This is a genomic window from Sphaerisporangium sp. TRM90804 (assembly GCF_029846175.1).
Taxonomy (GTDB): Bacteria; Actinomycetota; Actinomycetes; order Streptosporangiales; family Streptosporangiaceae; genus Sphaerisporangium.
In genome coordinates, this window is the sequence record NZ_JARWAC010000002.1 from 206,566 (window position 1) to 227,522 (window position 20,957).

Annotated in this window: 16 protein-coding genes; 7 read left to right on the top strand and 9 right to left on the bottom strand. The window is 73.8% G+C overall.

Annotated elements, in window-relative coordinates; all coding sequences use genetic code 11:
* The 3 genes from PYR91_RS02640 to PYR91_RS02650 all read right to left on the bottom strand — a co-directional run bounded on the left by PYR91_RS02640 (nucleotide 1) and on the right by PYR91_RS02650 (nucleotide 2,807).
* Nucleotides 1-300 carry a DUF4193 domain-containing protein gene (locus tag PYR91_RS02640; RefSeq protein ID WP_279777127.1) on the bottom strand — a complete coding sequence of 100 codons (300 nt, stop codon included), beginning with the start codon at nucleotides 298-300 and terminating at the stop codon, nucleotides 1-3.
* A gap of 276 nt (nucleotides 301-576) precedes the next feature.
* The gene (locus PYR91_RS02645) at nucleotides 577-2,157 is read right to left on the bottom strand and encodes a HAMP domain-containing sensor histidine kinase (RefSeq protein WP_279777128.1); all 1,581 of its coding nucleotides are present in this window, start codon (nucleotides 2,155-2,157) and stop codon (nucleotides 577-579) included.
* Entirely contained in the window at nucleotides 2,154-2,807 is a 654-nt protein-coding gene (locus PYR91_RS02650; RefSeq protein ID WP_279777129.1) for a response regulator transcription factor, read from the bottom strand. Before PYR91_RS02650 ends, PYR91_RS02645 begins: the two co-directional genes overlap by 4 nt.
* Before the next feature lie 364 nt (nucleotides 2,808-3,171).
* On the opposite strand from PYR91_RS02650, the gene PYR91_RS02655 reads away from it, so the two are divergent.
* Nucleotides 3,172-3,336, top strand: coding sequence for a hypothetical protein (locus PYR91_RS02655; RefSeq protein ID WP_279777130.1), 165 nt, complete (start codon nucleotides 3,172-3,174; stop codon nucleotides 3,334-3,336).
* A gap of 72 nt (nucleotides 3,337-3,408) precedes the next feature.
* On the opposite strand, the gene PYR91_RS02660 is transcribed toward PYR91_RS02655, so the two are convergent.
* Together PYR91_RS02660 and PYR91_RS02665 are read right to left on the bottom strand one after the other, a co-directional pair.
* Nucleotides 3,409-4,209, bottom strand: coding sequence for an inositol monophosphatase family protein (locus PYR91_RS02660; protein ID WP_279777131.1), 801 nt, complete (start codon nucleotides 4,207-4,209; stop codon nucleotides 3,409-3,411).
* Nucleotides 4,206-6,188 carry a S9 family peptidase gene (locus PYR91_RS02665; RefSeq protein WP_279777132.1) on the bottom strand — a complete coding sequence of 661 codons (1,983 nt, stop codon included), beginning with the start codon at nucleotides 6,186-6,188 and terminating at the stop codon, nucleotides 4,206-4,208. The genes PYR91_RS02660 and PYR91_RS02665 overlap by 4 nt, the downstream gene beginning before the upstream one ends.
* Nucleotides 6,189-6,261: 73 nt before the next feature.
* Between PYR91_RS02665 and PYR91_RS02670 the strand changes: the two genes are divergently transcribed.
* Entirely contained in the window at nucleotides 6,262-7,224 is a 963-nt protein-coding gene (locus tag PYR91_RS02670) for a ferrochelatase (protein ID WP_279777133.1), read from the top strand.
* Nucleotides 7,225-7,326: 102 nt separating this feature from the next.
* Here PYR91_RS02670 and PYR91_RS02675 read toward each other — a convergent pair whose 3' ends face one another.
* Entirely contained in the window at nucleotides 7,327-8,574 is a 1,248-nt protein-coding gene (locus PYR91_RS02675; protein WP_279777134.1) for a lytic transglycosylase domain-containing protein, read from the bottom strand.
* Between the two features lie 203 nt (nucleotides 8,575-8,777).
* Between PYR91_RS02675 and PYR91_RS02680 the strand changes: the two genes are divergently transcribed.
* A complete protein-coding gene (locus tag PYR91_RS02680) occupies nucleotides 8,778-9,950 on the top strand; it encodes an MFS transporter (RefSeq protein WP_279777135.1) in 1,173 nt (390 codons plus the stop codon).
* A 52-nt stretch (nucleotides 9,951-10,002) separates the two neighbouring features.
* A complete protein-coding gene (locus PYR91_RS02685; protein WP_279777136.1) occupies nucleotides 10,003-11,283 on the top strand; it encodes a D-arabinono-1,4-lactone oxidase in 1,281 nt (426 codons plus the stop codon).
* Between the two features lie 101 nt (nucleotides 11,284-11,384).
* On the opposite strand, the gene PYR91_RS02690 is transcribed toward PYR91_RS02685, so the two are convergent.
* Nucleotides 11,385-12,197 carry a hypothetical protein gene (locus tag PYR91_RS02690; RefSeq protein ID WP_279777137.1) on the bottom strand — a complete coding sequence of 271 codons (813 nt, stop codon included), beginning with the start codon at nucleotides 12,195-12,197 and terminating at the stop codon, nucleotides 11,385-11,387.
* Between the two features lie 583 nt (nucleotides 12,198-12,780).
* On the opposite strand from PYR91_RS02690, the gene sepH reads away from it, so the two are divergent.
* A complete protein-coding gene (sepH, locus tag PYR91_RS02695) occupies nucleotides 12,781-15,384 on the top strand; it encodes a septation protein SepH (RefSeq protein WP_279777138.1) in 2,604 nt (867 codons plus the stop codon).
* Between the two features lie 682 nt (nucleotides 15,385-16,066).
* Here the strand turns inward: sepH and PYR91_RS02700 are convergent.
* Both PYR91_RS02700 and PYR91_RS02705 read right to left on the bottom strand, forming a co-directional pair.
* Nucleotides 16,067-17,599 (bottom strand): PH domain-containing protein, encoded by a 1,533-nt coding sequence (locus PYR91_RS02700; RefSeq protein ID WP_279777139.1) that lies wholly within the window; start codon nucleotides 17,597-17,599, stop codon nucleotides 16,067-16,069.
* Between the two features lie 578 nt (nucleotides 17,600-18,177).
* Nucleotides 18,178-18,693, bottom strand: coding sequence for a PH domain-containing protein (locus tag PYR91_RS02705; protein WP_279777140.1), 516 nt, complete (start codon nucleotides 18,691-18,693; stop codon nucleotides 18,178-18,180).
* Nucleotides 18,694-19,107: 414 nt separating this feature from the next.
* On the opposite strand from PYR91_RS02705, the gene PYR91_RS02710 reads away from it, so the two are divergent.
* The gene (locus PYR91_RS02710) at nucleotides 19,108-20,085 is read left to right on the top strand and encodes an ATP-binding cassette domain-containing protein (protein WP_279777141.1); all 978 of its coding nucleotides are present in this window, start codon (nucleotides 19,108-19,110) and stop codon (nucleotides 20,083-20,085) included.
* Entirely contained in the window at nucleotides 20,082-20,906 is an 825-nt protein-coding gene (locus PYR91_RS02715) for an ABC transporter permease (protein ID WP_279777142.1), read from the top strand. The genes PYR91_RS02710 and PYR91_RS02715 overlap by 4 nt, the downstream gene beginning before the upstream one ends.
* Nucleotides 20,907-20,957 lie beyond the last annotated feature (51 nt).

A 20,957-nucleotide genomic window follows, 5' to 3' on the forward strand; every position in this document is an offset into this window, starting at 1 on the left:
TCAGGCGGCGCATTCGCGGCAGATCTGCTGCCCGTTCCTGTCGGAGGCCAGCTGGCTCCGGTGGTGGACCAGGAAGCATCGGGCGCAGGTGAACTCGTCGGCCTGGCGTGGGATCACCCGCAGCGAGAGCTCTTCGTTCGACAGGTCCGCACCCGGCAGCTCCAGGGACTCGGCGAGATCGGTCTCGTCGATGTCGATGCTTCCGGAGGACTTGTCGGTCCGCCGCGCCTGAAGCTCCTGAAGGCTGTCCTCGCTGAGATCGTCGTCAGTCTTGCGCGGGCTGTCGTAATCGGTGGCCATTTGCGTACTCCATCCCCCTCATCTATGGCTTGCGCGTCACGCGTCGCGGGCTTGTAACGTTTGGGCGGCTCATCTTGTGCCCGACTCCCTCGGGGAATTTTGCAATCGGTACCCCGTGGGAGCGGTGGACGAACCTTCTTCCACGTGAGTGCCTTGCCGCCTTCGCCCGCCGGTTAGCCAAATATGGCGAAAACCACAGCATCGGCCACAGGACCCATCGTGTTCGACGGCACATCCAACCACATGTCTGGCGTGAACGAGACGCCCCCCGCCGTATCAGCCCGGCGGAAGTCGCACGGTCATCACCAGGCCCCCGCCGTCGCGGGGGACCGCCTTGACGCCACCCCGGTGGGCGCGGACCACAGCACGCACGATGGACAGCCCGAGCCCCGCGCCGCGTGCGGACTCCACCCGGTCGGAGTGCAGCCGCCGGAACGGCTCGAACAGGTCGTCCACCTCGTACGCGGGAACGTGCGGTCCCGTGTTGGCCACCTGAACGACGGGGGCCCCGTCCACCATTCCCGTGCGCAGCCAGACCTGTCCCGCCGAGGAGAGGTTGTGCTTGATCGCGTTCTCGACGAGGTTGGCGACGAGGCGCTCCAGCAGCACCGGGTCGCCCATGGTGGGAGCGGTGCGAAGGTCGGTCCGCACGGTGACGTCGCACTCCTCGGCGAAGGAGGAGTGCTGCTCGACCACCGTGTGCCCGACGTCGCGCAGATCGACGGGTTTTCTGACGGCCAGCTCTCGTTCACTGCGGGCGAGCAGCAGCAGGCCCTCGATGAGGTGCTCGTTCCTGGCGTTGGTGCCGAGCAGGGTGCGGCCCAGCACGCGCAGGTCGTCTGACGCGTGCGGGTCGCCGAGCGCGACCTCCAGCACGGTGCGGTTGATCGCCAGCGGCGTCCGCAGCTCGTGTGAGGCGTTGTCGACGAAGCGCCGCTGGGCGTCGAAGGCCCGGTTCAGCCGGGTGAGCATGGCGTCGAAGGTGTCGGCGAGCTCCTTGAGCTCGTCGTGCGGGCCGTGCAGGTCGATGCGCTCGTGGGCAAGGGAGGTCTCCGACAGCCGCCGGGCCGTCGCGGTCATCTTCTGCACCGGCCGCAGCGCCCGGTCGGCGACGAAGTAGCCGGCGATCAGCGCGAGGATCCCCACGCCGGCGAGGGCCATCAGGGAGCGGGTGAGCACCCGGGCACGCGCCGCGGCGATCGTGTCGCCCCGGATGTATTCCCAATTGGTCTGGAGGTAGTTGGCGTGCTCGGGCTCCAGCTGATCCAGGCTGAAGGGCAGGCTCGGCCAGGAGTCGTAGATCGCCCTGCCGACGAAGGAATAGATCACGAACAGCAGGAGCGCCCCGGCGGCGAAGAACAGCCCGCCGTAGGTGAGCGTGAGGCGCATCCGGATGCTCATGCGCTTGGAGATGTGGCGCAGGCGTGCCAGCAGGTCGGGCGCCACCGGGTTGGGCCCCACGGGCGGCGGGCCGTCCCAGGCAGGCGGGCCGCTCGGCGGCGGCGGGGAGTTCTTCGACCGGAACGGCCTGCGCGTGGTCTCGACGGTGGGCTCGCCGGCCCACGGGCCGCCCGGCGCGCCCCACCCGCCGGCCGAGGCCGTCGCCGCGCCGGACGGGCGCGCCGTGCCGGCCGACGGGGAGGCCGGGAAGATCGCCGTCGTGGACGGGCCCGGCGAGCCCTTCGCGGGCGCGGCCGCCGAGGCGGAGGCGGCCGGGGCGCCGGCGGGCTCGCCGGAGTCCGCGGGGCGCTCGGCGCCCTCCCCCGGGGCGTCCGGCGGGACGATCGTCGGCTGGGGCGCGGCGAAGCTCGGGCGCCCGGCGTCGAGCGCCGAGTCCCGGTCGCGTTGCTCGCTCACAGCTTGTATCCCACTCCCGGCACGGTCTCGATCACCTGGGGGTCGCCGAGCTTCTTGCGCAGGGTCATCATCGTCACCCGGACGACGTTGGTGAACGGGTCGATGTTCTCGTCCCAGGCCTTGTCGAGCAGGTCCTCCTGGCTGACGACGGCGCCCTCGGCGCGCATCAGCTCCTCCAGGACCGCGAACTCCTTCTTGGTGAGCGCGACCTCGTGGTCGTCCCTGGTGACCAGGCGCTTGCCCGGGTCGAGGCGGATGCCCGCGCGCTCCAGCACGGGCGGCAGCGCGGGCGCCGAGCGGCGCCCGAGCGCCCGCACGCGCGCGACCAGCTCCATGAACGCGAACGGCTTGGACAGGTAGTCGTCGGCGCCCAGCTCCAGGCCCTCGACCTTGTCGTCCACCTCCCCCGAGGCGGTGAGCATGAGGATGCGCGTGGCCGTGCGCTGGGCCACCAGCTGGCGGCATACCTCGTCACCGTGGATCTTGGGCAGGTCGCGGTCGAGGACGACCACGTCGTAGTCGATGTAGCCGGTGCGCTCCAGGGCGCCCGCGCCGTCGTAGGCGACGTCCACGGCCATCGCCTCGCGGCGGAGCCCCGTCGCGATCGCGTCGGCGAGCACCCGCTCGTCCTCCACCACAAGCACCCGCACGGCCCCTGGCACCTCCTGTATTTGCCGGCCCCACCGGGCCGGCGAACTCTCCGGCCGCCCACCGGCCGGACCGCCGGCCGTGCCGGTCGCTCCCGCGGCGCGCGGACGCACCAGTGCCCATTGTCGCCACACTGGGCTTAAGCGCATGGTAAGCACGCCTCGCCCGTGCGTCGCACCGCGTGACATAAAGCACAGTGCGGACATCGGGCGTTCGGGTTTAAGCGCGTGACGAGGTTGGGTAAACCCGCAGAACCCCACCTCACGGCCGGGGAAGATCACCAACTCTCCCCAGGCGATGCCCTGCACCACTTCAGGCGATGCCCTGTACGACCGCCTCTTCGCCCCCATCGAGAAAGAAGGTGAGATGGGCGAGTTCACCACCACTATCGAACATCGGCTCGACCAGGCCTACAAGGGCCTGCAGGAGGCGCGCACCAGCGGCGACGACTTCCTCGCCGACACCCTCTCCGCCGAGATAGAGGACCTGCACAGGATCGCCGACGACAACGGCGTCCCGATCCAGCGCTGACACACCGGCGTCCGCCGTCACGGCCCGAGGGGCCCGCCCGTCGCTTCGGGCGGGCCCCTCGGGCCGTCGGGGTCAGGCGTCGCGTTCAGGGTCCAGCGGGAGCAGCAGGTCGTGCAGCTCCTCGAACAGGCCCGGGGCCGCGCACAAGGTGAGGTCGGAGTTGTACGGCCGGCCGCGCAGCCCGCCGATCGTGGCCCCGGCCTCGGCCGCGACCAGCCCCCCGGCGGCGTAGTCCCAGTACTGCGGCCCGCGCTCGTAGAAGCCGTCCACTCGGCCGGCCGCGACCGAGCACAGGTCGAGCGAGCAGGCTCCGGCCCGCCGGATGTCCCGCACCCGGGGCAGCACGTGCGCGAGCACCTCGGCCTGCACGGCCCGGCGGCCCGTCTGGTAGCCGAACCCGGTGGCGATGAGGGCCAGGGACAGCGGCACGCCGGTGTTGCAGGCCAGCCGCTCCGACGGCAGGCCGGGGCGCAGCAGCTCGGCGCCGTCTCCCTTCGCCGCGGCGAACAGCTCGCCGCGCGGCACCGCGTTCACCACCCCGGCGACGATCTCGCCGTCCACCTCGACGGCGATGCTGACCGCCCAGTCGGGCAGGCCGTACATGAAGTTGACCGTGCCGTCGATGGGGTCGACGATCCAGCGGACCCGCCCGGCGCCGGTCTCCCCGCCCTCCTCGCCCAGGATGGCGTCGCCCGGCCTGGCCGCCTTCACCCGCGCCCTGATCAGCTCCTCCGACGCCCGGTCGAGCGCGGTGACGACGTCGGTCGCGCTGGACTTGGTCTGCACCGCCCGGGGCCGGGCGGGGCGCTCGGCGAGCAGCATCTCGCCCGCCTCGCGGGCGATGCCGACCGCCAGCTCCAGCAGGTCGCTCATGCCAGCGACTCCGGGCGTTCCCATTCCTCTCCCAGCACGTGCTGCGCCAGGAAGGCCAGGACCGTCTCGTACCAGGCGACCGTGTTGCCGGGCTTGAGGATCCAGTGGTTCTCGTCGGGGAAGTACAGGAACTTCGACTCCACCGACGACCGCCGCAGGTCCCACCACAGCCGCAGCGCCTCGCCGATCGGCACGCGGTAGTCCTTGTCGCCGTGGATGACGAGCATCGGCGTCCTGATCTCGTCGAGCCAGTGGTGCGGCGACAGCTCCCGGTACAGCTTGGAGCCGGGCGCGCCGAACTCCCGCTGCCAGTACATCGACCAGTCGGTTGTGCCGGCGAACTGGTCGAGGTTCCACAGCGAGGCGTGGGTGACGATCGCCCGGAACCTGTCGGTGTGCCCGGCGACCCAGTTGGCCATGTAACCGCCGAAGGAGCCGCCCATGGCGGCGGTGCGCGCCTCGTCGACGTCGGGCCGGGCCACACACGCGTCGGTGATCGCCATCAGGTCGGCGTGCGTGCGCGGACCCCAGGCGGCCCAGCCGCGCTGGATCATGGCCTGGCCGTACCCCGTGGACAGCACCGGGTCGGGCAGCAGGACGGCGTAGCCGTGCTCGGCCATGATCCACGGGTTCCAGCGCCACGACCAGTCGTTCCAGCTCGACAGCGGCCCGCCGTGGATCCAGACCAGCAGCGGGGCCGGGCTGGCGGCCGAGGCGCCCGCGGGCAGCACGAGCCAGGCCCTGACCTGGACGCCGTCGTCGGCGACCGCGGTGACCTCGGTCAGCGTGCCGGGGATCTCCAGCGCCGGCGTCGGCGAGGGCAGCTCGGTGACCTCACCGCCGTCCAGGGCGACGCGCACCGGGGTGGCCGGGCCGGCGACCGAGCTGCGCAGCGCGTACAGGTGGCGGCCGTCGGGCGACGGGCACACCTCGGAGAACGCCTGGTCGCCCGGCGTGACGCGCACCGGGTCGCCCTCGGAGCGGCCGACGCGGAAGACGGGGCGGCGGCCGTGGTCGTCGCAGGCGGCGAAGAGCGACTCGGAGTCATGCGCCCACACGATGGAGCCCGGCGCGAGGTCGGCGCTGCGCGCGGCCCCCTCGCCGGTGGCGATCTCGGTGATCCACAGCGCGAAGTCGACGGCCGTCTCCTGGTCGGCGCGGCGCTCCCGCCAGCAGGCGGCGAACCGCCCGTCGGGGGAGATCTTGATCGGGCCGGAGAAGTCGTGCTCCGGCGACGTCGCCAGCACGCGGCGTTCGCCGGTCGCGACGTCGATCGCCACCAGGTCGGTGCTCGACTGGCCGGCGTCCCCCGGCACCCGCCAGGTGGCGACGACGGTCGCCCCGTCGGGGGTCACGGCGAACGAGGCGTCGACCAGGGCCCCGCCGGGGTCGGGCGTCAGGTCGCGGGGCTCGGCCAGGCCGGGAAGCGAGGCGGCGAACAGGCGCGGCATGCCCGGCCCGAGGTCGTGGTCCCAGCTGCGGATCGGGTACCCCTCGTGCAGGATCGCGCTGACGCCGGCGTCCTTGCGCGCCTTGCGCCGGTCGGCCTCGGTGCCGGGGTCGCCGGGCAGCACGTCGGCGCCGAAGACCACCGTGGAGCCGCCGACCTGGAGCCCGGCGACGCCGCCCGGCCGCTCGGCGACCCGGCGGGCCTCCCCGCCCCGGGCCGGCAGCAGCCACAGCGCGGGGACCTCCTCGCCGGGCTGGTCCTTCACGGTCGGGTCGGGGCGGCCGGACACGAACAGCAGGTCGCCGTCGGGGGTGAACTCGGCGCCGGTCTCGCCCTTGGCCGAGCGGGTCAGCCGGTGCGGCTCGCCGTCGGGGCCGGTCGGCACCTCCCAGAGCGCGGTGCCGTAGGACTTGCCGTCGGGGTTGAGCGACTGGACGACGCAGGCGAGACGTGTGCCGTCCGGTGACAGGCGGAGCGACAGCACACGCGGCACGGCGACATATTGGCGGATGTCCTTGAAGTGACTCACTTCTCCGAACCTACCCGGCCCGGCTGCCACTCCCATAGCTAGCGCACCCTCGCGCATGCGGTTGGATGGGGGCATGGGACGTTACGACGCGTTGCTGGTCGTCTCCTTCGGGGGGCCCGAGAAGCCCGATGACGTGATGCCTTTCCTGGAGAACGTCGTCCGGGGTCGCGGCGTGCCGCGCGAACGCCTTCTGGAGGTCGAGCACCACTACCAGGGCGTCGGCGGCGTCAGCCCGATCAACCAGCAGTGCCGCGACCTCATCGAGGCGCTGCGGCCCGAGGTCGGCCTCCCGATCTACTGGGGCAACCGCAACTGGCATCCCTTCCTCACCGACACCATGCGCGAGATGGCGGCCGACGGCGTCACCCGCGCGGCGGCGTTCATCACCGCGGCCTACAGCTCCTACTCCAGCTGCCGTCAGTACCTCGACGACATCGCCAGGGCCAGGGCCGAGGTGCCCGGGGCGCCGGAGGTCGTCAGGCTGCGCCACTACTACGGCCACCCGGGCTTCATCGCCGCCATGGCCGACCACACCCGCGAGGCCGTCGACCGGCTCCCCGAGGAGCACCGGGAGACCGCCCGCCTGGTGTTCACCGCCCACAGCATCCCGGTCTCGATGGCGGCCTCCGCCGGGCCCGCGGGGGGCGCGTACGAGGCCCAGCTGCGCGCCGCCGCCGCGATGGTGGCGGGCGACCGGCCGTTCGACCTGGTGTGGCAGAGCCGCAGCGGGCCGCCGCACGTGCCGTGGCTGGAGCCCGACGTCTGCGACCACCTCAGGGCGCTGCGCGCGGCGGGCACCGAGGCCGTGGTGCTGGTGCCGATCGGCTTCGTCTCCGACCACATGGAGGTCGTCTACGACCTCGACACCGAGGCGGCCGACGTGGCGCGCGAGGTCGGGCTGCACCTCACCCGCGCCGCGACGGCGGGCACCCACCCGAGGTTCGTGTCCATGGTGCGCGAGCTGCTCGACGAGCCCGAGCCCGCGGCGTGCCCGGCCCTGTGCTGCCCCGCCCCGGCCCGCCGCCCCGCCCCGTAAGGTCGCCCCGCCCCGTAAGGTCGCCCGGCCCCGTAGATCAGCGCGCCCCCGCAGATCAGCGCGCTTCGTATGCCGGCGCGCCCCGTATGCCGGCGCGCCCCGTCAGGGGTAGCCGCGCGCGTACGCGGTGGCCAGGCCGAGCACCTTGTTCACGTAGGCCCACGAGTGGTTGTAGCGGTAGACCGCCGAACGGAGCCGCTGGCCCCCCTGGCCGCCGCCGTTGGCGCACAGGTAGCGCGCCGCCGACGGCACCGCGTCGTAGGCGCTCCAGATGTCGGCCTTGCCGTCGCCGTCGCCGTCCACGCCGTACGCCTTCCAGGTGGCGGGCATGAACTGCATCGGGCCGAGCGCGCCCGCGGAGGAGGGGCCGTTGTTGCGGCCGTGCCCGCTCTCCACCTGGCCGATCGCGGCCAGGACCGACCACGACAGGCCGGGGCACACCCCCGCGGCCACGCGGTAGAGGTCGAGATAGCTGCCGGGCCGCCCCACGTGGTAGGCGCCGCGCCCCGCGGGCCTGGTGTCCTCGGGGTCGGCCGCCGGGACCGATACCGGCGCCTTGGCACGTCCGGCGCCGATCGTCACCACCTGCGCGCCCGCGCCCAGCAGCCGCTTGACCCCGGTGGCGACGGCCGGGGCCGCCGCCTTGGCGGCGTGCACCAGGACGGCCACACCCGGCACCAGGCCGAGCGCGCGGCCCGTCTCCCTGCCGACCACTCCGTCCACGCCGGGCAGGCCGAACGGCGCCGACGCGGCGACCCGCAGCCGCGAGCTGCCCTGCGCCTGGTACTCCCCGCCGAGCTGGAGACGGTAGAGCGCGGCGGTGCGGGAGTCGGCGACGAACTCGCCGCGGGCCAGCGCCTCCCACACGCGCGGCTCGTCGGCCACGGCCTTGGGCGCCCAGGAGCGGAACTCGGCGGGGTCGACGGCGAGCAGGTTGAGCGTCGCGGTCGAGAAGCGGACGGCGCCGCCGTCGGCGACCGCGACCCGTCCCACGTTCCTCAGTTTGGCGATCTTCCCCAGGACCTCCTCGCCCACCGTCCCGCGCCCGACGGCGATGAGGCGCGGCGGCGTGGAGGCGGCCTTCGGCGGCTCGGCGACCGGCCCGGTGCCCGCGGTGGCGTACACGCCCGACGGCCGCGCCGGGCCGGGTGACGGCGACGAGGGGGAGGCCTGATCGGGGGACGCGGGCGGGGTGAGGGCGGGAAAGCCCGACACCGGGGCCGTCAGGGCGCGGGCGTCGGCGAGCGGGGTACCGGCGGCTTCCGGCCGGGTATCTCCAGGACCGCGGGTGAGGAGGAACGCCCCGCCCGTCGCGACTCCGAGCACGATGAGGAGGGCCAGTCCCACCACGACGGCAGGCGAAAGAGCGAGCCCGGGACGAGGGGACACTTGACCCACGTTAGACCTACGCGTCCTGATTCGTGTACGTTGCCCGAAAATCACTTGTCGCGTCGTTCGGGCGTGCAAAAGAGGCGAAGAGGACGCTTCGCCGCACACAAGGGCCAGGCGAGAGGGGCGCAAGAGTGGTCGGGCCGTATCGAGAGCTGTTCAGCGTGCCCGGTGCCAAAGGCTTCGTCGTCGCGGGGTTCTTCGGGCGGATGCCGATGTCGATGCTCGGCATCGGGATCGTGCTGCTCATCTCGGCCCTCACCAACTCCTGGGCCACGGCCGGGGCCGTCTCGGCCACCGTCTCCATCGCCTATGCGGTCGCCGCCCCGCTCACGGGGCGACTGGTGGACAGGTACGGCCAGGCCAGAATACTGGTCCCCTTCGTCCTGCTGCACGGCGCCGCGCTGACCGCCCTCATGGTGTGCGCGCACAACGACGCCCCGCTGTGGACGCTGTTCGCCTCCGGCGTGATCGCCGGCGGCGCGGCCACCTCGCTCGGCTCGATGGTCAGGGCCCGGTGGTCGCACCTGCTCGGCGGCTCGGCCCGCCTGCACACGGCGTTCTCGTTCGAGTCGGTCGCCGACGAGGTCATCTTCGTGACCGGCCCCGCCCTGGTCACCTTCCTCACCACCATGGTCAACCTGTACGCGGGGCTGATCCTCGCCATCGCGTTCACCGTCGCCGGCACGATCGCCTTCGCGCTGCAGCGCAGGACCGAACCGCCCGTGCGCACCGTCACCGTCGCCTCCGGCAGCCCGATCACCATCCCCGGGGTGGCGCTGCTGTCGTGCGTGTTCCTCGCGATGGGCGCGGTGTTCGGCTCGGTCGACCTGATCACCGTCGCCTTCGCCGAGGCCCACGGCGCCAAGGCCGCGGCCGGGCTGCTGCTGGCCTCCTTCGCGGGCGGCAGCATGGTGTCCGGGCTCTGGTTCGGCTTCCGCCAGTGGCGCATCTCGCTGCGCCACCGGTTCATCAGGGGCCTGGTGGTGTTCGCGGCCGGCCTCACCCCGATCGTGCTGATCGCCGACACCAAGGTGATGGCCGTCGCGCTGTTCTTCGCCGGCCTGGCGATCTCCCCGACGATCATCACCGGCTACGCGCTCATCGAGCGGCTGGTCCCCGGTCACCTGCTCACCGAGGGGATGGCGTGGATCTCCACCGCCGTGGGCTTCGGCGTGGCGATCGGCGCGTGGGCCGGCGGGCGGCTGACCGACTCCTTCGGCCCCTCCAACGCCTACGCGTTCTCCCTCATCTGCGCGACGCTGGCCGTGATGATCGGCGTCGGCGGCAACACCTGGCTGCGCACCCCCGAGACCGAGGCCGCCGCCGCGTCCTGAGCGCGGCGGCATCCCTGGCCAACCGCCGGGTTGCTGTTTATCGTGCTCCACCATGGAACGCGTCTTCCGCAACTGGGCGGGCAACCAGTCGATCACCCCGGCCGAGGTCCGCGCTCCCGCCTCGGCCGAGCAGGTGGCGGCGGCCGTCCGCGACGCCGCCGCGCGCGGCACCCGGGTGCGGATGACCGGCACGGGGCACTCGTTCACCGGCGTCGCGCTCACCGACGGCATCCTGCTGCGGCCCGAAGCGCTGACCGGCGTCCAGCGCGTCGGCGACGGCCTGGTGCGCGCCGCGGCCGGCACGCCGCTGAGCGTCCTGAACCGGGAGCTCGACCGGCTCGGGCTGGCGCTCGCCAACATGGGCGACGTGTCCGAGCAGACCGTGGCCGGCGCCATCCAGACCGGCACCCACGGCACCGGGCGGGACGTCGGCGGGCTGGCCGACCAGGTGGCCGAGCTGGAGATGGTGCTGGCCGACGGGTCGGCCGTCACGGTCTCCGACGGCGAGCTGTTCGACGCCGCCAGGGTCGGCCTCGGAGCCCTCGGCATCCTCACGGCCGTCACCTTCAGGGTGGAGCCGGCGTTCCTGCTGCGCGGCGTCCGGCGGCCGGCGGTGTTCTCGGACATGCTGTTCCGCCTGGAGGAGGTGCTCGGCGCCGAGGAGCACCTCGACTTCTTCTGGCTGCCGCACACCGACGCCTGCCTGGTCAAGAGCGGCAACCGCTCCCCCGGGCCCGCCGCGCCCGACAGCGCGGCCAGGCACTGGCTGGAGGCCGTGTTCCTGGAGAACACGCTGTTCGGCGCGCTGTGCGCGGCCGGGCGGCGCTTCCCGTCCGCCGTCCCGGCCCTCAACGGGCTCTCCGCCCGCGCGCTGGGGTCCTCCACTCGCACCGACAAGGCCTACAAGATCTTCACCAGCGTGCGCACCGTGCGCTTCCTGGAGATGGAGTACGCCATCCCGCGCGAGCGGCTGGCGCAGGCGCTGCGGGAGGTCCGCGACCTGGTGGAGATGGGCGGCTGGCCGATCACCTTCCCGGTCGAGGTGCGCGTCACCCCGCCGAGCGACGCCTGGCTGTCCACCGCCCACGGCAGGGACACGGCCTACGTCGCCTGCCACGTCTACCGGCCGAGCCCCAGCCCCGCCTACTTCGCGGGGGTGGAGGAGATCATGACCCGCCTGTCGGGCCGGCCGCACTGGGGGAAGCTGCACACCCGCGACGCGGCGTACCTGTCGACGGTGTACCCCCGGTTCGGGGACTTCACGGCCCTGCGCGACAAGCTCGACCCGCAGCGGCTGTTCGCCAACGACTACCTGGACACCGTCCTCGGTTGACCCGCGCCCACCGGCTCGACGCCGCGCGGGGCCGCCCCGGTGGGGCGGCCCCGCGGGCTCGCGACCATGCGGCCTACGACCCGGCCGGGACGCCTGGGCGGCTACCGGCCCGAGGTCCCGTCCTGCGGCCCTTCGATCTGGCCGTCCTGCGGCCCGTCCTGGCCGCCTTCCGGATCGGCGGGCGGCGCCTCGCCCGTACCGGTCGGCTCGGGGGCCGAGGACTCGGACGGGACGGCGGGCGCCTCGGAGTCGGCCGGGGCGGGCGAGGCGCCGGTGGACGGATCCACCGAGGGCTCGGAGCTGGACGCCGGGCTCGCCTCGCCGGTGGGCGAGTTCGGGGTCGCGGGCTCGGTCGCCGGCGCCTCGTCGACCGTGCCGCCCCAGCTCGTCCCCGAGCCCCCCTGGCCGTGCACCGTCGCCGCCAGCGGCTTGCCGCTGAGCAGCTCGAACGCCAGGATGCCGCCCATGCTCAGCGCGAACGTCGCCGCCGCCGCGACGAGCAGCCTCACCCAGAGCGGGCCCGAGGGCGCCCGTCGCAGCCTGGGGGTCTCCGCCGTCGCGGGGTTGAGCGGGACGGCGTCGTCGACCGTCCGCGGCAGGTCGGACGGGCCGTGGTCGCGCACCGTGGCGTGGGCCGCCATGGCCAGGCCCTCCTCCCCCTGGCGGCCGACGGGCGCGTCCTCCTCCCGCCGCTCCTGCTCCTCCCGCACCCCGGCGAGCAGCCCCTGCGCCTGCTTCAGCCGGCTGTGGCCCCGCTTGATGTAGTGGGTGTAGACGGCGTTGCCCACGGTCGTGGCCGCGCTCGCCAGCGCCGCGCCGATGATCGTGCCCGTGACCCCCAGGTACGAGGCGGCCACGGCCGCGGTGGCCGCCGCCAGCGCGCCTCCCATCACCTGCGGGGCGCTCAGGTCCATCCGCTCCTTGCCGCCCATTTCCTGTGATCAATCCCTTCCCGCCGTGGCGGTGGTCCGGCACGTGAGTGCGTCCCACGCGCGCCCGCCGGGCGCGCGACAGTTGATCAGGACGCCGCGGCGTCACCCCTATCCACCGCGCGCCCTCCCGAACCTGTTTCCCCGTTCCAGTCCCATCGCGCATACCCTCTTCCGCCGTGTTCCGCTTCGCGATTCACGGCGCACCGGGGCCCGCGATCGGATGGCCGGGCATATCTCCACCTGGGCGCCCCCGCTCGCGCGCGCCCGCGCGGCCGGACGACCCGCCCCGCCGCGGCGTTCCGCATTTCTCGGTGTCTTCACTGAAGTGCGGGCGGCGACGGGCCTGATTGGCGAGAATCCGTCCAGAGGCCTCGACCCGTTTGCTGCATATCGAGCACCCGGTGGATAGGGTGAATGCGACGTATATGACCACCTCTCATCGCTTGCCGTTCCTCTGAGGAAGGCGATGTTCGGACATGCCGGGTACGGTGCTGGCAGGCAACCGGCTCACGCGAGAGACTCAAGGGTCCGGGGGAAGATTGAGCACGACGACGAAGGGACTCGCATGCAGGAGCTCCGACTCGTCGCGGTGAGCGAAGACGGAACGTACCTCGTGCTGGCTACGGCCGGCCGGGGCACTCGGTTCACGCTCCCCGTCGACGAACGGCTCCGCGCGGCGGTCCGCGGCAACTTCTCCCGTCTCGGCCAGTACGAGATCGAAGTGGAGAGTCCGTTGCGCCCCAAGGAGATCCAGGCCCGCATTCGTGCCGGCGAGACCGCGGAGGAGATCGCCGCCACCGCGGGTATCCCGGTGGAGCGTGTCCGCTGGTTCGAGGGACCCGTCCTGCAGGAACGCGAGTACACCGCGCAGCAGGCCCAGCGTGTCGCCGTCCGCCTGCCGGGCGAGTCCACCCCCGGGCCGACGCTGGGCGAGCTGGTGACCGAGCGGCTGAGCCGCCGGGGCGTGCCCGCCGACGAGATCGACTGGGACTCCTGCAAGCGTGACGACGGCCTGTGGCGCATCAAGCTCGGCTTCGTGTGGAACGGTCACACGCGCAACGCCGAGTGGCTCTTCGACCTGCGGCGCCGTCACGTCACCCCGTACGACGACGAGGCGCTGCGCCTGTCCGCAACCGAGTACGTGGAGCCGTCAGAGGAGGCGACGGTGACGCCGTTCGTCCCCCGGCTCGCCGCCAAGCTCACCCCCGTCCCGGCGATGCCCGCGGAGTCCCCCGCCTCGCGCCCGGCCTCCCTGCGGTACGACTCCGCGCCCTCCAGGAACCACCCCGACATCGGCTACCCCGACGTCGACCACTCCCGCCGTCTCGACCACCACGGCCCTCCCGACACCGCCGGCGAGCCCTCCCGCCCAGCCGCCCTCCACCAGGACCCACCCCAGCAGCCCGCCGCCTACCGGCAGGACTCCTCGCAGCGCACCGCCCACCGCCAGGACACCGCCGACTCCGGCTCCTTCCGCCGCCACGACACCGACGAGCCCGCCTACCGCGACGGCTCTCCCCAGCGTGCCGGCCAGCGCCAGGAGACGGCATCCCGGGCCGCCTTCCAGGACCCGCCCCGTCCGGTGTTCCACCCCGACATGTCCGCGCCGGGCGCACCCGGCCGCGAGGGCCACGCGTCCTTCGGCGAGCACGCGTCCCAGGCCGTCCCCGCCCGCCCGGAGCCGTCGCGCCCCGCCGCCCGCCAGGACGTCGCGCCGCACACCCCGTTCCCCACGGGCCCGGCCCAGCCGGCCGCCCTCCACCACGAGCAGCCGCGCCCCGCCGCCCCGCCGCAGCCCGACTTCGAGCGCGCCGCCGCGCACGACGCGCAGACGCCCGTCGCCCAGCCCCAGCGCCACGCGGAGCCGACCGCCACCCGCGAGCCGGCGTCTCAGCGAACCGAAGCCGCCCCCCACGAGGCCCGGCCCACCGGGAACGGCACGCACGAGCCCACCGAGATCGCCGCGCGCGAGGCCGCCGGGAACGGCGCGCGCGAGGCCGCCGCGACGTCCACCGGCGACGCGTCCCGCGAAGGCGAAGCCGCGGCCCTGGCCCGCGAGGCCGCCGTCGCCGCCCGGGAGGCCGCCGTCACAGCGCGCGAGGCCGAGGCCGCCGCCCAGACCGCCGCCACCATCACGGCACGGTCCCCCGAGGCCACCGTCGCCGCTCGCGAGACCGAAGCCGCCGCCACTGCGGCTCGCGAGACCGAAGCCACCACTACACGGGCTGCCGAGGCCGGCGCCGCGACTCGCGACACCTCGCCCACCGTCGACGCGCCGGAGCCCCACGCCACGGCCCGCGACACCGCGACCGCCACCACCGCGCGGGACTCCGAAGCCACCGCGGCGGCTCGCGAGGCTGCGGCCACCGTTACGGCTCGGGACTCCGAGGCCACCGCAGCGGCTCACGACACCGAGGGCACCGGCACGGCGCGGGACGCGACCAGCGCGCCGGAGCGCGAGGCCGCCGTCGAACGGCCGGCGCGCGAGCGCGAGACGACCGGCCCCGCCTCCACGCCCGCCGAGGGGCCCGCCCTCCCGGCGGCGCGCCGGCCGGCCGTCCCCGCCGCCCACGACACGACCGTCGCGCCGTCCGCCGATGAGGCGTCCCCGGCCTCGACCACCGGCGACGTGGCCGCCGCACCCCGTGTCGAGCAGGCCCCCTCCGCTGGATCCGCCCCCGCCCCTGAGCGGGTACCCGCCGCCCGTGTCGACCAGGCCGCGGCCTCCCGTGCCGACCAGGCCCCCGCCGCCCCGGCCGAGCAGCCGGGCGCGCCCGCGGGCAAGCCCGCCCGCCCGGCTCCCGCCGCCGCGCAGCAGGCTCCGGCCGCCGCCAGGCAGGCCGCGCACCCGCCGAAGAAGGCTCCGGTCCCGCGCAAGCGGCAGGAGTCCGAGGACGGCGCGGTGGCCGTGCCCGCCGCCAGGGTCAGCGACGACACGGCGGAACAGGCCGCAGCCGCGGCCGCCGAGCCGGAGAAGACCGACAAGGCGAGCAGGACGGGCAAGCCGGAGAAGGTGGAACGGCAGGAGAAGGACGCCAAGCCCGGCGAGCCCACCGTCCCGCCGCAGGCCCCCAAGCCCGCCCGCCCCGCCCGCAAGGGCTCCCGCGGCCGACGCGCGTCCGTCCCCACCTGGGACGAGATCATGTTCGGCGCCCGCCGCCCCGACTAGTGGTCACCGTCCACGAACGTCCGCCGGGTCGCGCGCCGCACAATGGCGCCGACCCCGCCGTACCACCCACCACCGACCCGGCGCCGGAATGAAGCACCACCGACGGATGAGCGCCCGGCAAGCCTGACCGGTGGCACCCCGTACGGCGAGTTGCCCGCGGGACGGCGGGGGTGGGCTGAGTGAGGGCGCTTTCGACAAGGCGCTCTGAAGGCACCGTTACGGGCAGGGTGCCGGTCAAGCAGTGGGGTCCGGAGCCGGCGGGGTGTCGGTGGTCGCGAGGTCTTGAGCCCGAGGTCCTGAGCGCGAGCTCTTGAGCGCGAGCTCTTGAGCCCGAAGTCCTGAACGCGAGGTCCTGAGCGCGAGCTCTTGAGCCCGAAGTCCTGAACGCGAGGTCCTGAGCCCGAGCTCTTGAGCCCGAAGTCCTGAACGCGAGGTCCTGAACGCGAGGTCCTGAGCCCGAAGTCCTGAGCCCGAAGTCCTGAACGCGAGGTCCTGAACGCGAGGTCCTGAACGCGAGGTCCTGAACGCGAGGTCCTGAACGCGAGAGCGGGGCGGGACTCGTCCCGCCGCGCCGGCGACACGACCGTCGAGCGGTCGAAGCGGCGTTGGACGCCCTGCTGACCCCTGTTCACCGCCTGACCCGCGCGGTCGTCGCCTCAAGGACGAAGGCCCGGCGGGGTCGTCACGGCTCCGTGAGGAAGGGCCTCATCCAGTCGGGGGTCACCTCGGCGGCGAAGGCGATGCCCTGGTCCTCGCCGGTGTCGATCGCGGCGTAGCCGCCGCTGCCCGCGCCCACGCCGGCGATGACGGTCAGAACCCGCGAGCGGCGCTGGAACCAGGTCTGGCGGATCGTCCACCCGACCAGGGCGCGGCGCTCCACCACGGCCTGGGTACGGGGCAGCGAGCCCGACCTGACCGACAGGCGGGTGCCGTCGTAGGCGTGACCCAGGGAGCGGTAGCGGTCGAGGCCCAGCGCCACGCCCAGCGCCGCCGCGACCAGCGCCACCGTCCCGGCCACCGCCCAGCCCAGCGCGAAGGCCGCCAGGGCGACGACCAGCCACGGCGCCACGGCGCGGAACAGCCGTCTGCGCCGCGCCTGCGGAGGGTGGCGACGAAGCCGCGCCTCGAAGGGGCCGATCGCCTCGGCGGCCGTCTTCAGGGCGAAGTCGCGCGGGGCGACGGGCAGCAGCTGGCCTCGCGTCTGGGAGTCGCCGAGACCGGTGACGATGGCCCAGAGCCGCCCGACCCTCGCCCGGCGCTCCAGCAACCCCTCGGCGATCTGGTACCCGCGGATCCTCGCGTGCTCCAGCGCGACGCTGCGCCGGGTGATCAGCCCTCGCTCGGCGACCAGGGAGGAGCCCCTGCGGCGCAGGGTGAAGTTCCAGTTGAGGACGGCGTACATGACGGTCCCGACCACGGGCATGGCCAGCACCAGCAGGACCGCGACCAGGACGAGCAGCAGGGGGTGCTGCCAGAGCCACTGCCCCGCGCTCCACGCCGCCCGCTCGTTGATGCCGAACTCGCGCCCCCACTGGAAGATCAGGCCGATGGCGCCGCTCACCAGCGCGAACGGCGTCAGGAGGAACGCCCCCGAGAGCGGCCCGTACAGGAACCAGCGCGACGGCACGCGCACGTAGACGTGCTCGTGCTCCGCCTCCGCTTCCTTGGCCCCCTCCGGGCGACCGGGCGCGGCCTCGCCCGTGACGCCGGCGTGCCCGGGCTCGCGGCGGGCGACCGGGCTGCGCCGCAGCAGCGTCTCGCGCAAGCGCCCCGCCTCGGCGAGCGTGATGCCGTCGATCTCGCCTTCCTGCTTGTCGCCGCCGCCCGCGCCGGTGTCCACGCGCACGACGGCGAGGCCGAGCAGGCGGTGGAGCGGCGGGGTCGTGACGTCCACGCCGCGGACGCGGTCGAGCGGGATGCTCCGGGTGGAACGGCTGATCAGCGAGCGCCGCAGCTCCAGGCGGTCGGCGGACACCTGGTAGGTGAAGGTGGCCCACCTGACGGCGGCGTACCCGATCGAGCCCAGGACGGCGACGAGCGCCCAGAGGAACGACGTCGGGGAGAAGCCGCCGACGAACAGCACGCCCGCCAGCGGCAGGAACAGCGAGGGCAGCATGCGCACCGGGTCGATCAGAAGTATCAGCGGGCTGAGCCGCGACGGCGGCACCACCGGCGGCCCCGCGTAGGGCTCCCCGGGCGGCCCCCCGTACCCCATGTCGGGAGGCGGCACGGGGCCGCCGGGGGGCACCGGACCCCCGTAGGGCGCCGGCCCTCCCCAAGGCGCCGGCGCGCCAGGGGGCCCGGCCGGTGGCACGGGCCCTCCGTGGGGCGCCATCCCTCCGTGGGGCGCCATCGGCTGCACGGGCCCTCCGTGGGGCGTCGTCGGCCGCACAGGCCCCCCGTGAGGAGTCACCGGCGGCACGGGCCCTCGGTGCGGCGCCACCTGGCCGGGTGGAGCCGTCTGACCCGGGGGCGCGACCGGGCCGCCCGCGGGGCGGGCGGCGGGGCCCTGGGGCCACGGCGCGGCATCCGGACGTGTCTGTGGCCCGGGCGGCACCCACGGGGCGGGCGCCGGGCGTCCGGCGGGAGGCGCGACCGGCTCCTCGGAAGACGCCGGCGGTTCAGGCGAAGGCGGAGGCCGCTCGCCGGAAGGCTCGGGCCGGTCCCCGGAAGACGCCGGCCGCTCCCCGGAAGACGCCGGCCGCTCCCCGGAAGACGCCGGCCGCTCCCCGGAAGACGCCGGCCGCTCCCCGGGAGGGGTGTGGCGTTCGCCGGGGGGCTCGGAGGCGCCGGTCATGTGGCGTCGTCTCTGAGCTCGTGGGCGCGGTGGGCGAGATCCTCGGCAAGGCGGGCGGCGATGTTCACGTCGAGGCCCTTGATGGACGAGGAGCCGGCGTAGGAGGCGGTGCGGATCTCCAGGGTGGCCAGGCCGAGCATGCGCTCGAACCAGCCCTGCTCCTTGTCGACGGTCTGGATGCGGCTGACGGGCACGAAGACCCACTGCCGGCTCAGCCATCCGGAGCGCGCGTAGACCACGTCCCCGGAGAGCTCCCAGCGGTGGACCGCGTAGCGCCACAGCGGCTCGATGACCACGAAGGGGAGCTCGATGACGGCGAGGGCCACCGGCAGCCACCAGACGCGCTCGGCGATCCAGGGGGGCACCCACTCCCACCCGGCGCCGTCGACGATGGACGCCGCCAGCGCCGCTCCCCCGACGAGCAGGACGAAACCGATCAGGGCCTCCACCACCCACAACGTGATCGCACGGCGTGAGACCCGGTGGACGGGGTCTCGCAGGGGAGCTGTCACGGCACCAGCCTAGCTAGATCGTCACATCGCGTGTCGGGGAGCCCGTCACCCTACCCCTCCCCTACCACCCCGGCACGGCCCGGGCCTCACCCGTCATCCCCGTCCGCGCGGACGCGGACGACGGCCCGCGGGTGGCAGCATCGGGTTCCGTGGACCCACGTGGCACCGCGCTGACAGGAGCTGACAGGAGCTGCCAGGGCTGCCAGGGGCTGACGGGGCCGCGGACGGCCCCACCGGGGTCCGTCGCGCGCCGTGCGCGCGGGGGGAGATGTCCCGGTATCAGCGTCATGTCAGCCGCGGACGGTCCAAGGGCTGGTCGTCTCAGGGTTTTGTCGGTGGGGTGCAGGAGACTTCAGGCAGTCGTTTATCTCAAGATCACGCGTGATCTCCCGCTTGCCGCCAGAAGGAGCACTCATGACCTATGCCATTGAAGCCGAGGGTCTGGTCAAACGTTATGGCGAGACCCGTGCGCTCGACGGAGTCGACCTTGTCGTCCCCGAGGGGAAGCTTCTCGGCGTCCTCGGGCCGAACGGCGCCGGCAAGACGACCGCCGTGCGCATCCTCGCCACCTTGCTCCGCGCCGACGCCGGCCACGCCACGGTCGCCGGCTTCGACGTCCGCAGGGACGCCCACCGTGTGCGCTCGTTGATCGGCCTGACCGGGCAGTACGCCGCGGTCGACGAGACGCTGACCGGTGTGGAGAACCTCGTGATGATCGGCCGGCTGCTCGACATGCCGCGCGCGGAGGCCAAGGCGCGGGCCGCCGAGCTGCTGGCCCGGTTCGACCTCTCCGACGCCGGCGGCCGGGCCGCCAAGACCTACTCCGGCGGCATGCGCCGCCGCCTCGACCTCGCGGCGAGCCTGGTGGGCCGGCCGCACGTGCTGTTCCTCGACGAGCCGACCACCGGGCTCGACCCGCGCAGCCGCACCGAGCTGTGGGGGGTGGTGCGCGGCCTGATGGCCGAGGGCGTCACCGTGCTGCTCACCACCCAGTACCTCCAGGAGGCCGACGAGCTGGCCGACGACATCGTGGTGTTCGACCACGGGCGCGTCATCGCCTCGGGCACCTCCGACGAGCTGAAGGCCACCACCGGCGCCCAGGTGCTCCAGGTGCGCCCCACCGAGCCGGGTCACCTCGGCATGGTCGCCGACGTCATCGCCGACGTCGTGGGCGAGCGGCCGGTCGTGGCCGGGGGCGAGGCCACGGTCAACGTCAACAATCCGGCGCTGGTCCCGTCGATCGTGCGCCGCCTGGACGACCTCGGCGTCGTCGCGAGCGAGCTGAGCCTGCGCAAGTCCAGCCTCGACGAGGTTTTCCTGGCCCTCACCGGCCACCGCGCCGAAGAGCCCTCCGCCGAGGAGCCGAACGTGAAGCAGGAGGTGCCGGCATGACCGTCATCACCCAGACCGCCCCCGAGACCACCCCCGTGGCGGTCATGCCCGGCCGGGTCAGCCCCCTGGCCTCGCTGCGGCACACCATGACGCTGGCCTGGCGCAGCCTGGTGCAGATCAAGCACAACCCGCTTGAGCTGCTCGACCTGTCGGTCCAGCCCATCATGTTCCTGCTGCTGTTCACCTACGTGTTCGGCGGTGCCATCGCGGGCTCCACCACCGAGTACCTGCAGTTCTCGCTGCCGGGCCTGGTCGTGCAGAACATGCTGTTCGCCACGCTCACCACGGCGATCGGCCTTAGCACCGACATCACCAAGGGCGTGTTCGACCGCCTGCGCAGCCTGCCGATCGCCCGGTCGGCGCCGCTGGCCGGCCGCATCGTCGCCGACACCCTCAAGCAGGTGTGGGCGTTCGCGCTGTTCCTCGGCCTCGGCATCGTGCTGGGGTTCCGCGTGCACCAGGGCGTCTTCGGCGTGGTGGGCGCGCTCGCGCTGCTGCTCGGCTTCGCCCTGGCCATGTCGTGGCTGTCGGTCCTCATCGGCCTGCTCGCCGCCGATCCCGAGAAGGTGCAGATCATGGCCTTCTCGGTCATGATGCCGCTCACCTTCACCTCCAACGCCTTCGTGCCGACCGACACGCTGCCCGAGTGGCTGCAGCGGTGGGTCGAGGTCAACCCCGTCACCCACCTGGCCGACGCCGTCCGCGGCCTGCTCACCGGTGGCCCGGTCGCGACCCACGCGACGATCTCGCTCCTGTGGGCCGTCGGCATCGCGGTCGTCTTCGCCCCGCTCTCCCTGCGCGCCCTGCGCCGCCGCACCTGACCCGCCGCACCTGACCCGCCGCACGTGGCCCGTCGCCCCGCCCCCGCCGTG